This window comes from Thermolongibacillus altinsuensis (assembly GCF_004341205.1).
GTDB lineage: Bacteria > Bacillota > Bacilli > Bacillales > Anoxybacillaceae > Thermolongibacillus > Thermolongibacillus altinsuensis.
Genome location: NZ_SLUL01000004.1, coordinates 219,424 through 233,239, shown reverse-complemented (window position 1 = coordinate 233,239; position 13,816 = coordinate 219,424). Strand labels below are relative to the sequence as shown.

The following is a 13,816-nucleotide window of genomic DNA, read 5'->3' as shown; positions in this document are numbered from 1 at the left end:
CTCATATATTTTTTTACCTCCTTGTGTTATTTTTAAAGTGACTATAATGTATGAAATGCGTTTCAATGCAATCAATTTTTTGCGATTTTGTTTGAAAAGGTGAGGGGAATGGCAAACATTCGGGAAATTGCAAAAATAGCGGGCGTTTCTGTCGCTACGGTGTCAAGAGTGTTAAACGGTTATCCTTATGTGAAGGAAGAAAAGCGGAACGCGGTTTGGGAAGCAGTTGAAAAGCTGAATTATACAAAAAATATTAATGCTGTTCATTTAGCGAAAGGGAAAACATCGATTATCGGTGTTGTGTTGCCATATGTGAATCATCCGTACTTTAGCACGATCGTAGAGGGAATCTCCATCGAAGCGCTTCGTTATGGTTATCATCTTCTCTTGTTTCAAACGAACTACGAAGAAAAAAAAGAAATCGAAGCGCTTGAGATGTTAAAGATGAAACAAGTGGATGGGATGATTATTTGTTCGCGTACATTGGGGTGGAAATTTATCGAGGCATATAAAGAATATGGTCCGATTGTCTTGTGTGAGGATGTAAAAGGAAGGGATCTTTTGTCCGTTTATATTAATCATTATGAAGCGTTTATGCTCGGGATGGAGTATTTAATCGAAAAAGGACACCGAAAAATCGGATATTGCATTGGCAGAACGACCGGAACCAATAGCAAAGACCGCGAAGCTGCTTACCGTGACGCTTTACGAAAAATCAATGAATCCCCAAGACAAGAATGGATTTTTGACCATTGTTTGTATATTGAGGATGGAAAACGAGTCGTCAACGAATTGCTTGCTATGCGGGAAAAGCCGACGGCCCTGTTAGTATCGAGCGACCAAGTAGCGGCTGGAATTGTTTTATGGGGACAAAGCGCAGGCTGGAGAATACCGGAAGACCTCGCCATCCTAAGTTTTGATAATCATCCGATTTCCGAAGCGCTTCAAATTACAACAATGGATTTGCCGCTTTCGATTATGGGAAAAAAAGCGTTTCGAATGATTTATCATTCCTTTCAAAACAATGAAACTGTAAAAGCAGAAAAATTAGAGGTTCGGCTCATCGAACGTTCATCGGTATAGCGAACGAATATAGAAGGAAGCATTGATTGATGTGCACCTTTTATGGTCTCATTTTTTCATGATGTACCGGTTGATTGGTCGGCCGACCCCGCCATATTGAATATCGATTTCTACTTTTTGAATCTTTTCTAAATATTCTAAATAGCGACGTGCTGTGACTCGAGCAAGACCAACTCCTTCTGCCACTTCCTCTGCCGAAACGGGCTCTGTTTGTTCTTGAAGATAGTGAACGATTTTTTGTAGCGTAATATCGTTTAATCCTTTTGGCAGCTTATTGCGTGTCTCTATTTCATTGGACTGCAAAAGGGCGTCCAATTCCTTTTGGGTGAGTTTTTCTTTCTCTTTTAATTTCTGTTGAAAAGCGTGGTAATTTTCGAGCGATTGTTTCAGTCTTTCGAATTTAAACGGTTTCATAATATAGTCAAATGCACCGTTTTGTAAAACGCGCCGCACCGTTTCAATATCGCTTGCTGCCGTAATCGCAATGACATCAATGGTATGTCCTTCCGTACGAATTTGTTGTAACGTTTCAAGTCCATCTTGGTGAGGCATGTAAATATCGATAATGACTAAATCGGGTTGAAGTTTTCTGATCATTTCGATTCCTTCCATACCGTTTCCCGCTGTTCCGATCACGGTAAAGCGGTCTACTTGTTCAATAAATTGCCGGTTCACTTCTTGCACCATTGGATCATCTTCTATTAACAACACTTTATACATCGGTTTGCTTCCCTTCCTTACATTTCAAATGTAATTGTAAAAATCGTTCCTTTTCCTTTCTCAGACTCGACGCGAATCTGGCCTTTTCCTTTCTCCACAATTTGTTTCACTAAGTATAAGCCAATGCCTCGGTCATTTGCTCCTTTTGTCGAAAAACCTTCATCAAAAATGCGATCTATATTTTGCTCATCGATGCCGCAGCCATTATCTTCAACAGAGAGGGAAAGAATTTCATCGTTTTGTTCAATGCTGATGTATACTTCTTTTTTTCGGCCGATAACGGTTTGAAAGGAGTCGAACGCATTCTCAATGAGATTTCCAAGAATCACAACAAAGTCGTGATGGTCCAAATATTTTGGGAATTTTTTTAATTGACTATGGCGGTCAATGGTGACATGAATTCCTAATTCTTTTCCGCGGCTAATTTTGCTTAAAAGAAGGCCGGAAATGCTTTCATCTTTAATATTTTTACTTAAAAATTGCGTTATTTCTTCTTGTTCTTCTGTTACTTTGAATACATATTCCAACGCTTTTTCTTTATGTCCGAGTTGGATAAGGCCAGCGATGGTATGCAATTTATTCATATATTCATGGGTTTGGACGCGGAGGGCGCTAACGAACGCCTTTACTCCTGTTAATTCTTCAGCCAGCTTTTTTACTTCCGTTCGGTCTTGGAAAACCGCTACAGCACCGACGGTTTGATTATTTACTTTGATCGGAATACGGTTGCTTAAAATTGTTAAATTTCCTATTTGCAGTTCTTTGTTGTAAATCGGTTGATTGATTTCTAGTATTTCTGGCAAATGAGTATCGGGAATGACAGAACGAATCGGTTGACCAATGACGTCTCCGTTAATTCCAAGCATTTGTTTCGCTTTATCGTTAAAAATAGTAATTTTTTCGTCTGTGTCGATTGCGATGACTCCTTCGTGCATCGCGTTAAATGTTTCCGTCCGTTCGACTAACAGTTTCGCAATTTCATGTGGCTCAAGATGAAACATCTGTCGTTTAATATGTGAGGCAAGTAGCCATGCCCCCCACCCGCCAAACAACAACGAAAAGCTGGCAGTTACAAAGATTTCGATTTTCAAGGAGAGAAGTACTTCGATGAAATCTGGTCGTTTATAGGCGGCGATCACAACGCCGATTTGCTTATGATCGCTATTCATAATTGGAACAAAAGCGCGAATCACTGTTCCGATTTCTCCCCGCGCTTTCGATGTGTATGTGTGTTCGGCAAACGCAGGGCCTTCGTCTGTTCCATTCGATTTATGACCGATCATCTCTTTGACAGGATGAGAAAGACGGATTTTATTCATATCAAGAACGACGATATAATCCGCTCCGTGAATGACACGAAGACGTTCGACGATGGCATTAATCGTATCTCGTTCATGTTTGGTTCCAACGATTTTATGTTTAATTTCCGGCAGTTCAGAAACGGTACGTGCGGTCAATAAAGCGCGTTGTCTTAACTCTTCTTCTTTTGTATGAATGAAGTTTCCAACGATGATGATGCCGCCAAGAAGCAAGGAAAAACTGATAATAAAGAAAATGAGTGCGGTAATTTTCCAACGAATTGATAACCGACGCATGAATACAAGTACCTCTTTTTTGTTCATGATTTGATTTTTAAATAGGCGAGAAGCTTCCCGTTTTCATTAAAGCGAAGGGCTTCATCGAATGATGATGAAATCGCTTTAATTTTAAGTGATGGGATTGTTCAACATTTATTTTATCATTTCTCTCATAATGTGCTAGAATTTTCTTAAAATCTAGAAATAAGCGGTGTGTGAAAAATGGGAAAGCGATGGTTGATTATAACGGTTTTACTCTTTGCATTGCTCGGTAGCGTGATTTTTATGATGAAGCGATATTTTTCCGAGCGGAATATCGTTTATGATGATGAACAAAAGGGATTGAACAAACAAATTGTCATTTATTTCAGTCATGTTGTTGCGGAAAATACACCAAAAGGATTGGCGGCACAAAAATTCGCCCAGCTTGTTGAAGAAAAAACAAACGGCCGCGTCAAAGTGGAAGTGTTTCCGAATGGATCTTTATACTCTGATGAAGAAGAAATCGATGCGCTTATGCGGGGCGACGTGCAAATGATTGCTCCTTCATTTTCAAAGGTGACGGAATTAATTCCCGAATGGCAAGTTCTCGATTTGCCGTTTATTTTCGAGGACTATCATGATGTCGAGAAGGTGTTTACGGGGGAAGCCGGCAAACAGCTATTAGCGATGTTAGAGAAAAAAGGGATGAAAGGGTTGGCGTTGTGGAGCAACGGTTTTAAACAAATGATAAGCAATCGCCATCTTTTGATTGAACCGAGGGACTTTTCCGGACTTAAGTTTCGCGTCATGCCAAGCGAAATTCTCGAAAAACAATTTCGGTTGTTGGGAGCCGAACCGATCATTGTTCCTTTTAATCACGTTTATCAATCATTGGAAAAACATGAGTTTGATGGCCAAGAAAATACTATTTCCAATATTTGTTCAAAAGGGTTTTATCAGTTTCAACCGTATTTGACCATTAGTAATCATGGTTATCTTGGTTATGCAGTGATCGTGAATCAATCATTTTGGGAGCGTTTACCGAAAGAGATTCAGCAAAAAATAACTGAAGCGATGAAGGAAACGACGATCTGGAATTTAAAGCAGTCGAAAAGGCAAAATGAGCAAGATCTTGCCAAGATCAAGCAAAATAATAAGATTCATATTTATGAGCTAACAAATAAAGAGAGGGAAAAATGGAAACAAAAGTTTGCGCCTCTATATGAAGAATTTGAAATGGAATTTGGCGACAAGCTTTTACGACAAATTCAAAACGGAGGGAGCTGAGGGAAATCCCTCGGCTTTTTTATATCACATTGATTCCAAGAGCTAATCGTGGCGCTTTTGTTTTTCTTGATGTCCAGCTTGCTGCTTGAATGAGACAGGTGCATTTAGTGGAAAGTATCTTCATCCAAGTATTTTTCGTTGTCTACAACAATAGACATTCTTCATCATCTTTCTATTGACCAAAATGAACAAAAAGACCATTATCACCATAATATTAAAATTTTCTAAATGTTATATTAACATGAAATTTACAAAGGGGTTTTGAAAGCGTTGTCAAAAATGGAGGGAGAGGGAGAAATGCGGATTAACTTTAAAAATTTAACGGTGCGTGTCATTATCGGAATCATTTTAGGAATTGCAGTTGGTTTTTTATTTCCTGAGTTTGGATCCAAGCTCAAGGTGCTTGCCGATGCGTTTATTAAATTAATTAAAATGGTGATTGCGCCAATTATATTCTTTACGGTTGTCATCGGTATCGGAAGCATGGGAGATTTGAAAAAGGTTGGCCGAATTGGCGGTAAAGCGTTGATTTATTTCGAAATTGTGACAACATTTGCCCTAGCGATCGGGATTGTTGTTGTGAATCTCGTCAAACCAGGGGTAGGATTTAATACGGAAGCAGTCAAAGGCGGTGACATTTCTCAATATACGAAACAGGCAGAAGAAGCCAGCCACGGTGCGATCGAGTTTCTACTTGGCATTATTCCTGATAATGTCGTGGCAGCGATGGCAAAAGGAGAACTGTTGCCAATTTTATTCTTTGCTGTTCTGTTCGGATTGGCGACAGCTGCGTTAGGGGACAAAGCGAAACCGGTCATTAAACTTTTTGAACAGTTAACGGATATTTTCTTTGGCATCGTTAATATGGTTATGAAAGTATCACCAATTGCGGCTTTTGGCGCAATGGCTTATACGATTGGAACATTTGGTTTAGGTTCTTTAGTGTCACTAGGAAAATTAATGGCTTCTGTATATATTACGATGTTCTTCTTTATCGTGATTGTTTTAGGAGCGATTGCGAAATTTTATGGATTTAATATTTTCAAGTTTATCGCTTATATCAAAGAAGAAATTTTACTTGTGCTAGGTACGTCTTCATCGGAATCAGCGCTTCCAAAAATGATGGAGAAGTTAGAAAAATACGGATGTTCCAAATCTGTTGTCGGTCTTGTCATTCCAACGGGATATTCATTTAATTTGGATGGTACATCCATTTATCTTTCCATGGCAGCTATGTTTATCGCCCAAGCGTATGGAATTGACTTAACGATTTGGCAAGAACTCACGTTGTTAGGAGTTTTAATGTTAACGTCGAAAGGAGCAGCTGGAGTTACAGGTTCGGGATTCATTACATTAGCAGCCACATTGGCAGCTTTTCCAATGATTCCGGTTGAAGGATTAGCTTTGCTTCTCGGTGTCGACCGTTTCATGTCGGAAGCGCGTGCCATTACGAATTTAATCGGCAACGGCGTGGCGACAGTGGTTGTTTCAAAAATGGAGAACGAATTTCATCCTTCTGTAGAGATGAAATCATATGATCCGAAAATGACAATTGCGGAATAGCAAAGTATTTTTATAAGGTTTAGGCTCTAAACGCCTAAGCCTTATTTTTTAATAAATAAAAAAACAAGGTTGACAAATGCATTTTTATTTTGTAGTATACCCATAGAGGTAATGGTAATAATGTTGTTTAAGAAAAAATTTTTTAAACAAAAATATACCCTTATGAGTATATAGAGAGGTGAGAAAGCATGAAACAAATTTTACCGCAAGAAGTAGAACAACTGTTGAAGGAAGGCAAAAAATTAAGCATCATCGATGTCCGTGAAGATGAAGAAGTAGCGCTTGGGAAAATTCCTGGTGCTCGTCACATTCCGCTTGGTCAATTAGCAGAGCGAATGAACGAAATTGAAAAAGACATTGAACATATTATTGTCTGCCGTTCAGGTGGTCGCAGTAGCACAGCATGTCAGTTTCTTGAGGAACATGGATATCGCGTCGTGAACATGGTTGGCGGAATGCTTGAATGGACAGGTGAAGTTGAAAAATAGGAGGGATTTGAAAATGGAAATTAAAGTCGATAAGGTTGTCGATGCAAAAGGATTGGCATGTCCGATGCCAATCGTTCGCACAAAAAAAGCGATGGAAGAATTAGAACCAGGTCAAGTGCTAGAAGTACAGGCAACAGACAGAGGTTCTTTAGCGGATATTCAAGGATGGGCCAAAAATACAGGCCATCAATACATTGGTACGATTGAAGAAGGAAATGTGTTGAAACATTATCTCCGTAAAGCCAATCCTTCGGAAGCGAAAGAAGAAACGAAACATCCACATGTTCTTCCGTTAGAAGAATTGCAAAAGAAGGTAGAAAATAACGAGAAAATTTTGATTCTTGATGTGCGTGAAGAAGCGGAGTATGCGTTTGGCCACATTCCAGGAGCGATCAACATTCCGCTTGGAGAATTAGAGCAACACATCGATGAATTAGATAAAGATGAAGAGATTTACGTCATTTGTCGTACAGGAAATCGCAGCGATTTAGCAGCACAACAACTAACAGCGAAAGGCTTTTCAAAAGTAATCAACGTTATTCCAGGCATGGTGGAATGGAAAGGTACAACAGTAAAACGATAAGAACAATTTGTTGACGGAATTGATATTGGCGGAGCGGTGACATTCCTTGATTTTGCCAAAGATGCCGATGTGACATTAACATTCTAAAAAGCAAGGAGGAAAAGATAATGAAAGCAGATCAAGTGTTAGATGCAAAAGGTTTAGCGTGTCCGATGCCAATTGTTCGTACAAAAAAAGCAATGGATGGATTACAATCTGGTCAAGTTTTAGAAATTCATGTGACAGATAAAGGGGCGAAAAACGATCTTTCCGCTTGGGCGAAGTCAGCTGGACACGAAATGATTCAAATGGCTGAGGAAGGCGATGTATTGAAGTTTTGGATCCGTAAAGGATAATTCATTTGTTGTACCAGGTATCGATTTGTTTCTTTTGATACCTGGTACGGTATAAAGAGGTGGAGAAGATGGAAATTGGTTTTATGATCACCATTTTTCTAATCGGATTCATTGGTTCCTTTATTTCAGGAATGGTCGGAATTGGTGGATCGATCATTAAATATCCGATGTTGCTTTACATTCCTCCACTTTTAGGATACGCTGCGTTCAGCGCTCATGAAGTATCAGGAATTAGCGCTGTGCAAGTCTTTTTTGCGACGATCGGCGGCGTATGGGCTTATCGCAAAGGAGGATATTTAAACAAAACGCTGATCGTTTACATGGGAAGCAGCATTTTGCTTGGCAGCTTTATTGGTGGATACGGCTCAAAAATCATGAGTGAAGGTGCCATTAATATTGTTTACGGAGTTTTAGCCACCATCGCTGCACTCATGATGTTTGTTCCGAAAAAGGGGATCGACGATATTCCGCTGGATCAAGTGAAGTTTAACAAATGGCTTGCGGCTTTGCTCGCTTTTATTGTTGGTGTTAGCGCAGGAATTGTCGGAGCAGCCGGGGCATTTATCCTCGTACCGATCATGCTTGTCGTTTTAAAAATTCCAACGCGAATGACGATTGCCACTTCGTTAGCGATCACATTTATTTCATCCATTGGAGCAACCATAGGAAAAATCACAACTGGTCAAGTTGATTTTTTACCTGCTTTGATCATGGTCATTGCTAGTTTAATCGCTTCCCCAATGGGCGCAAATGTTGGGAAAAAGGTGAATACAAAAGCATTGCAGTTTATTTTAGCGGCATTAATCGTAGCAACCGCGATCAAAATTTGGATCGATATTTTATGATTAAATGTTTTTGTAAAAACTGTTGAATATTTCAATCAATTTGTTATAATACCCATAGGAGTATAAGATTCGGTGTAAGGAGGGGATTATATGAAACAAGTAACGGTTTATACAACAACAACCTGCCCATACTGTACATTATTGAAAAACTTTTTAAGCGAAAGAGGAATTCCATTTAAAGAAGTGAATCTTCATCAACATCCTGAAGCGGTTGATTATGTTGTTCGTTCGACAGGACAATTAGGTGTTCCGCAAACGGAAATTGATGGACGTTGGGTTATTGGATTTGATCCGCAAAGCATTATGCAATTGTTGCAACATTAATTTTTGGTTTTGAAAATACCCTATATAGTATAAGGAGAGGTGGATGGGTCATGGCGATGTATCCAATGACAGCTGAACAATTAAATGAAATGATTGTGAATAAAGAACCGTTTTTCTTATTCGATGTTCGAAATGAATCAGATTTTGCTGATTGGAAGATTGAAGGGGAAAACATCTCTTACTTAAATGTTCCTTATTTTGAATTGATTGATGGGGTTGAGCCTGTATTAGATCGGTTGCCAAACAATCAAAAAATCGTTGTTGTTTGTGCGAAAGAAGGCTCTTCTAAGTTAGTGGCTGAAATGTTGGTTGAGAAAGGGTTAGAAGTGTTTTATTTAAAAGGCGGCATGAAAGCGTGGAGCGAATATTTATATCCGGTTATCGCTTATGAAGATGATGATATGAAAGTATATCAATTCATTCGTGTCGGCAAAGGCTGCTTATCTTACATGGTTATTTCAGGAAAAGAAGCGCTTATCGTTGATCCTTCTCGTTTTATCGATGTGTATAAACAAGTGGCAGAAAAAGAAAATGTAACGATTACTCATATCGTTGACTCGCATTTGCATGCAGACCATATTTCAGGCGGATATGAATTGGCGAAACAAACAGGAGCAAAGTACTACTTAATGAAAAGTGAAGGAGCCGTATTTGAATTCGAGCCGCTTGAAAACCATGATCGCATTGAATTTGAAAAAGTCAGCTTAGAAGTATTAGCCATTAAAACACCAGGACATACACCAGGAAGCGTATCGTTCTTTGTAAACAACAAGTTGTTATTCTCTGGTGATACGATTTTTGTAAGCGGTCTTGGCCGTCCAGACCTCGGCGGAAAGGCAAGAGAATGGGCAAAAGACTTGTATGACACCGTCTATAATAAGGTGGCGCAAATTGCTGATGACGTCATTGTTCTTCCAGCACACTATGCGAATTTTGATGAAGAAGTAAATGAAAAAGGCTATATTGGCAACACGTTAGGAAACATTCGTCAAATGAACGAAATCATGCAAGGAAAAACGGAAGAAGAATTTGTTGAGCATGTTGCGCAATCAGCTTCTGCTGAAACACCGCCAAACTTTGAAGATATTATTGCGATTAACCGTGGTGTAAAAGAGGCAACACCTGAACAACAACAAGAATTAGAAATTGGACCAAATCGTTGTGCCGTTCACCATACACATTAATGGACGAAATACCCCAAATCGATGGGGGATTTCGTTTGAAAGCGATGATTTTTAAGGAGGGAAAACATGACAGAAAAGAAAGATAAGACGACGATTATTCTCTTTAGCGGAGATTTAGATAAGGCGATGGCGGCTTTTATTATCGCAAACGGAGCGGCTGCGTATGATCATGAAGTGACGATCTTTTTCACATTCTGGGGATTAAATGTTTTGCGTAAGGAAGAATCTGTTCCTGTCAAAAAAGGATTTCTTGAAAAAATGTTTGGCTGGATGATGCCAAAAGGGGCAGAAAAATTAGGATTATCGAAAATGAATATGGGTGGATTAGGACCAAAAATGATCAAACATGTCATGAAAAAACATAATGCAATGCCGTTGCCGCAACTAATCGAAATGGCGAAAGAACAAGGTGTGAGATTAGTCGCATGCACAATGACAATGGATTTATTAGGAATTAAGAAAGAAGAGCTTATGGATGGAGTTGAACTTGGCGGAGTCGCTGCGTACTTAGGGGATGCTACAGAAGGGAAAGTCAATTTGTTCATTTAACCTCGCAAAAAGCGAGGTTTTTTATTTTTCGATGAAACCTCCTAGAGAATATAATCGTATTAGATAAGTGTGAAAAGTGGGCAAGATAATGGAGTAAATAATTTTGCATCTGAATATTTTGTTTTATCCAATTATGATTTAAAATAAAATATATGGAGGGATGTATGACATGTTCTTTCATCCAATGGATTTCCTTATTTTAATCGCCTTTGGTTTATCCATTTGGGCACAGTTTAAAGTGCAAGGAAACTTCAACAAATGGTCACAAGTATCTGCTTCTTCAGGATTAACAGGAGCAGAGGTCGCACGAATGATCCTTGACCGCAACGGGTTGTATGATGTGCCGGTAGAGCTTGTGCCTGGACGTTTGACGGACCACTATGATCCGATTGCACGAGCGGTTCGGTTGTCAGAGCCTGTTTATTATGGCCGTTCCATTGCGGCGATCTCTGTTGCTGCGCATGAGGTAGGTCATGCGGTGCAACATCAGCAAGCATACGGTGCGCTCGTATTGCGTCATCGCATGTTTCCAATCGTTAACTTCACATCAGGAGTTGCACCATTTTTGCTTCTCGGCGGATTTTTAATGCAGCAACTCTCATTGATTGGACTCGGAATCATTTTGTTTTCGTTTGCGGTCGCATTTCAAGTCATTACATTACCAGTGGAATTTAACGCAAGTTCCCGTGCAAAAGATTTCATGATTGCGGAAGGAATTATCCGCAACGAAGAAGAACGCGGCGTGAATAAAGTATTAAACGCTGCGGCGTTGACTTATGTTGCTGCTGCTCTCATTTCGGTTCTCGAGTTAATTAAGTATGTGCTTATATTTGTGCAAGGAAATAATGAGGATTAAAAATAATCCATCTTATAGGAGGTGTAACCCGCACGCATTTTTGCGTGCGGAAATTCGTTGGACATATTTAGTTTGCTTATAGTCGCTTTACTCATTGCACTTACCGGGTTTTTCGTTGCTTCTGAATTTGCTATTGTGAAAGTTCGTCCCTCACGTATCGATCAGCTTGTCGCTGAAGGAAATAAAAAGGCGGTCTCGGCGAAACAAGTGATTACGCATCTAGACGAATATTTATCAGCCAACCAACTCGGCATCACGATGACTTCGCTCGGACTTGGTTGGTTAGGGGAACCAACGGTTGAGAAAATGCTTCTCCCTCTTTTTGAAAAAGCGGGGATATCGGGCTCACTTTCTCATGTTTTTTCATTTGCCATCGCTTTTGCAACGATTACTTTTTTACACGTCGTCGTTGGAGAGTTGGCGCCGAAGACGCTCGCCATTCAAAAAGCTGAGACGATTACGTTATGGGCGGCTCGACCACTTATTTTATTTTATCGCGTCATGTATCCGTTTATTTGGGTGTTAAACCAATCTTCACGTTTAGTGACGAGCATGTTTGGATTAAAGCCGTCAAATGAACATGAATTAGCACATTCAGAAGAAGAGTTGCGACTAATCTTATCTGCCAGCTATGAAAGCGGCGAAATTAATCAGACTGAGTATAAATATGTGAATAACATTTTCCGTTTTGATGACCGCGTCGCCAAAGAAATTATGGTGCCGCGCAAAGAAATTGTTGCGCTTGATATTAATCGCTCTGTTAAAGAAAACTTAGAAATTATTAAAGAGGAAAAATATACGCGCTATCCAGTGATTGATGGCGATAAAGACCATGTGTTAGGGTTGATTAATGTTAAAGAAGTGTTTACGGATTTAGTAACCAACCCATCGCAGCAAAAAGAAATGAGGGACTACATTCGCCCGATTATTCAAGTCATTGAATCCATTGCGATTCATGATTTGCTTGTAAAAATGCAAAAAGAGCGCATTCATATGGCTATTTTAGTTGATGAGTATGGCGGTACATCTGGACTTGTTACGGTCGAGGATATTCTTGAAGAAATTGTTGGTGAAATTCGAGACGAATTCGATACAGATGAAAAGCCGCTCATTCAAATCATTGATGAACAGCGAGCGATTGTCGATGGAAAGGTGCTCATTAGCGAAATTAACGATTTGTTTGGATTAACGATTGATGATACCGATGTCGATACAATCGGCGGATGGATCTTGACGGAGCGTTATGACATTCAACCTGGTGAGAGTGTTCGAATAGGCGATTATTGTTTTACCGTGCTTGAGATGGATGGGCATCATGTGGAAACAGTAGAAATTATAAAAGATTTACAAATAAAAGAAGAGCAAGAAAACGAAGTAAAAGAGGCTGTTCTTTAAACGAAAGAGCAGCCTCTGTTTTTTTTTATGCTTTTTTGATCAAATCGAAAACAGAATCGTTTGGCGGTGCTGTGCACTCGATTTGCTCCTCTGTAAATGGGTGAGGGAAGGAAAGGGAGATGGCATGTAAAGCTTGTCTTGGAAGAGAAGGATCTCCTCCATACAATACATCTCCTACTAAAGGATGGCCAAGGTAACTCAGATGAACGCGAATTTGATGGGTACGTCCCGTATCGAGTTGCAATCGAACGAGAGAAACATTTTGATTTTGATCATATTGTAAAACTTCATAGTGCGTGATAGCAGGTTGTCCAGTTTTGGACACTCTTCTTTTCGTTGGATGGTGACGGTCGCGACCGATCGGTGCGTTAATCGTTCCTTTTTTCTTTTTTAGTTTTCCGTGAACGAGAGCGATATACGTTCGTTTGATTTTTCTTTCCGCTAATAAACGATCAAGGATCGCGCCAGCTAACGCATGCTTTGCAAATAAAATCGCACCGCTTGTATCGCGATCTAACCGATGAATGTGACGGACTTTCCTAGTAATTCCCTCACATTGAAAGTGGAAAGCGACTGCGTTGGCTAACGTATGACTTTGATGCGAATCGGTTGGATGAACATCGATTCCGGCTGGCTTATTAAGGACGAGCACGTGATCATCTTCGAATAAAATGTCAAGCGGCATCCACGTTGGTTCGATGTCAAGCGGTTCGGGCTTAAAAACATGAAGTTGCAGTCGATCGTTTGTTGTTAATAACGTTTGTAGGTGAACATGATTTCCGTTTAATTTAATACCGTTGGTCATTTTCCAATCATGGAGTATTTTTTTTGGTACTTGCCAAACGTTTTTTAGTATGTATTCAAGCGACAATGCATTCCATCTTTCAGGGACTTGAATATCTAGCCATTCCCCTTTTTTGAATATATTCATCGTTTTTTCCTTCTTTCTTGTTTATATAAATAAAATTTACAAATAATTACTAAAGCAAAAGAGTGATGGATTATGATACAATCTTCCTAGAAATTAGGAAGAAAAATGGAAAAA

Annotated in this window: 15 protein-coding genes and 1 pseudogene; 13 read left to right on the top strand and 3 right to left on the bottom strand. The window is 39.6% G+C overall.

What is annotated here, in order from left to right:
• The first annotated feature begins 108 nt into the window (after positions 1-108).
• Complete coding sequence (locus EDD69_RS05370; RefSeq protein ID WP_132947935.1) at positions 109-1,083, top strand: LacI family DNA-binding transcriptional regulator; 975 nt, start codon at positions 109-111, stop codon at positions 1,081-1,083.
• A gap of 48 nt (positions 1,084-1,131) precedes the next feature.
• On the opposite strand, the gene EDD69_RS05365 is transcribed toward EDD69_RS05370, so the two are convergent.
• Both EDD69_RS05365 and EDD69_RS05360 read right to left on the bottom strand, forming a co-directional pair.
• Positions 1,132-1,803 carry a response regulator gene (locus tag EDD69_RS05365; RefSeq protein ID WP_132947934.1) on the bottom strand — a complete coding sequence of 224 codons (672 nt, stop codon included), beginning with the start codon at positions 1,801-1,803 and terminating at the stop codon, positions 1,132-1,134.
• 17 nt (positions 1,804-1,820) lie between these two features.
• Positions 1,821-3,398, bottom strand: coding sequence for an ATP-binding protein (locus EDD69_RS05360; protein ID WP_132947933.1), 1,578 nt, complete (start codon positions 3,396-3,398; stop codon positions 1,821-1,823).
• Positions 3,399-3,602: 204 nt separating this feature from the next.
• On the opposite strand from EDD69_RS05360, the gene EDD69_RS05355 reads away from it, so the two are divergent.
• From EDD69_RS05355 to EDD69_RS05300, 12 genes and pseudogenes are all read left to right on the top strand, one after another.
• Positions 3,603-4,649 (top strand): TRAP transporter substrate-binding protein, encoded by a 1,047-nt coding sequence (locus EDD69_RS05355; RefSeq protein WP_132947932.1) that lies wholly within the window; start codon positions 3,603-3,605, stop codon positions 4,647-4,649.
• A gap of 297 nt (positions 4,650-4,946) precedes the next feature.
• A complete protein-coding gene (locus EDD69_RS05350) occupies positions 4,947-6,212 on the top strand; it encodes a dicarboxylate/amino acid:cation symporter (protein ID WP_132947931.1) in 1,266 nt (421 codons plus the stop codon).
• A gap of 188 nt (positions 6,213-6,400) precedes the next feature.
• On the top strand, positions 6,401-6,700 hold the full coding sequence (locus EDD69_RS05345) for a rhodanese-like domain-containing protein (protein WP_132947930.1): 300 nt from the start codon (positions 6,401-6,403) through the stop codon (positions 6,698-6,700).
• A gap of 13 nt (positions 6,701-6,713) precedes the next feature.
• On the top strand, positions 6,714-7,283 hold the full coding sequence (locus EDD69_RS05340; protein ID WP_132947929.1) for a sulfurtransferase TusA family protein: 570 nt from the start codon (positions 6,714-6,716) through the stop codon (positions 7,281-7,283).
• Positions 7,284-7,370, top strand: a pseudogene (locus EDD69_RS15750) (DsrE/DsrF/DrsH-like family protein); the annotation flags it as partial. It lies immediately after the preceding gene.
• A gap of 20 nt (positions 7,371-7,390) precedes the next feature.
• Positions 7,391-7,618: a sulfurtransferase TusA family protein gene (locus EDD69_RS05330; protein ID WP_132947928.1), complete on the top strand. Its 228-nt coding sequence runs from the start codon at positions 7,391-7,393 to the stop codon at positions 7,616-7,618.
• Between the two features lie 68 nt (positions 7,619-7,686).
• A complete protein-coding gene (locus EDD69_RS05325; RefSeq protein ID WP_132947927.1) occupies positions 7,687-8,463 on the top strand; it encodes a sulfite exporter TauE/SafE family protein in 777 nt (258 codons plus the stop codon).
• A gap of 90 nt (positions 8,464-8,553) precedes the next feature.
• On the top strand, positions 8,554-8,787 hold the full coding sequence (locus tag EDD69_RS05320; protein WP_132947926.1) for a glutaredoxin family protein: 234 nt from the start codon (positions 8,554-8,556) through the stop codon (positions 8,785-8,787).
• A gap of 50 nt (positions 8,788-8,837) precedes the next feature.
• Complete coding sequence (locus EDD69_RS05315; RefSeq protein ID WP_132947925.1) at positions 8,838-9,971, top strand: MBL fold metallo-hydrolase; 1,134 nt, start codon at positions 8,838-8,840, stop codon at positions 9,969-9,971.
• A 66-nt stretch (positions 9,972-10,037) separates the two neighbouring features.
• Positions 10,038-10,520 (top strand): DsrE/DsrF/DrsH-like family protein, encoded by a 483-nt coding sequence (locus EDD69_RS05310; RefSeq protein WP_132947924.1) that lies wholly within the window; start codon positions 10,038-10,040, stop codon positions 10,518-10,520.
• Positions 10,521-10,689: 169 nt separating this feature from the next.
• On the top strand, positions 10,690-11,376 hold the full coding sequence (locus EDD69_RS05305) for a zinc metallopeptidase (RefSeq protein WP_132947923.1): 687 nt from the start codon (positions 10,690-10,692) through the stop codon (positions 11,374-11,376).
• Positions 11,377-11,433: 57 nt separating this feature from the next.
• Positions 11,434-12,771 (top strand): hemolysin family protein, encoded by a 1,338-nt coding sequence (locus tag EDD69_RS05300; RefSeq protein ID WP_132947922.1) that lies wholly within the window; start codon positions 11,434-11,436, stop codon positions 12,769-12,771.
• A 25-nt stretch (positions 12,772-12,796) separates the two neighbouring features.
• Here the strand turns inward: EDD69_RS05300 and EDD69_RS05295 are convergent, their stop codons facing one another.
• The gene (locus tag EDD69_RS05295; RefSeq protein WP_132947921.1) at positions 12,797-13,702 is read right to left on the bottom strand and encodes an RluA family pseudouridine synthase; all 906 of its coding nucleotides are present in this window, start codon (positions 13,700-13,702) and stop codon (positions 12,797-12,799) included.
• Positions 13,703-13,816 lie beyond the last annotated feature (114 nt).

Bases quoted from the DNA above. Each gene is read 5' to 3' on its own strand.
- EDD69_RS05370 (WP_132947935.1), top strand. From the start codon at position 109: ATGGCAAACATTCGGGAAATTGCAAAAATAGCGGGCGTTTCTGTCGCT.
- EDD69_RS05365 (WP_132947934.1), bottom strand. From the start codon at position 1,803: ATGTATAAAGTGTTGTTAATAGAAGATGATCCAATGGTGCAAGAAGTG.
- EDD69_RS05360 (WP_132947933.1), bottom strand. From the start codon at position 3,398: ATGCGTCGGTTATCAATTCGTTGGAAAATTACCGCACTCATTTTCTTT.
- EDD69_RS05355 (WP_132947932.1), top strand. From the start codon at position 3,603: ATGGGAAAGCGATGGTTGATTATAACGGTTTTACTCTTTGCATTGCTC.
- EDD69_RS05350 (WP_132947931.1), top strand. From the start codon at position 4,947: ATGCGGATTAACTTTAAAAATTTAACGGTGCGTGTCATTATCGGAATC.
- EDD69_RS05345 (WP_132947930.1), top strand. From the start codon at position 6,401: ATGAAACAAATTTTACCGCAAGAAGTAGAACAACTGTTGAAGGAAGGC.
- EDD69_RS05340 (WP_132947929.1), top strand. From the start codon at position 6,714: ATGGAAATTAAAGTCGATAAGGTTGTCGATGCAAAAGGATTGGCATGT.
- EDD69_RS05330 (WP_132947928.1), top strand. From the start codon at position 7,391: ATGAAAGCAGATCAAGTGTTAGATGCAAAAGGTTTAGCGTGTCCGATG.
- EDD69_RS05325 (WP_132947927.1), top strand. From the start codon at position 7,687: ATGGAAATTGGTTTTATGATCACCATTTTTCTAATCGGATTCATTGGT.
- EDD69_RS05320 (WP_132947926.1), top strand. From the start codon at position 8,554: ATGAAACAAGTAACGGTTTATACAACAACAACCTGCCCATACTGTACA.
- EDD69_RS05315 (WP_132947925.1), top strand. From the start codon at position 8,838: ATGGCGATGTATCCAATGACAGCTGAACAATTAAATGAAATGATTGTG.
- EDD69_RS05310 (WP_132947924.1), top strand. From the start codon at position 10,038: ATGACAGAAAAGAAAGATAAGACGACGATTATTCTCTTTAGCGGAGAT.
- EDD69_RS05305 (WP_132947923.1), top strand. From the start codon at position 10,690: ATGTTCTTTCATCCAATGGATTTCCTTATTTTAATCGCCTTTGGTTTA.
- EDD69_RS05295 (WP_132947921.1), bottom strand. From the start codon at position 13,702: ATGAATATATTCAAAAAAGGGGAATGGCTAGATATTCAAGTCCCTGAA.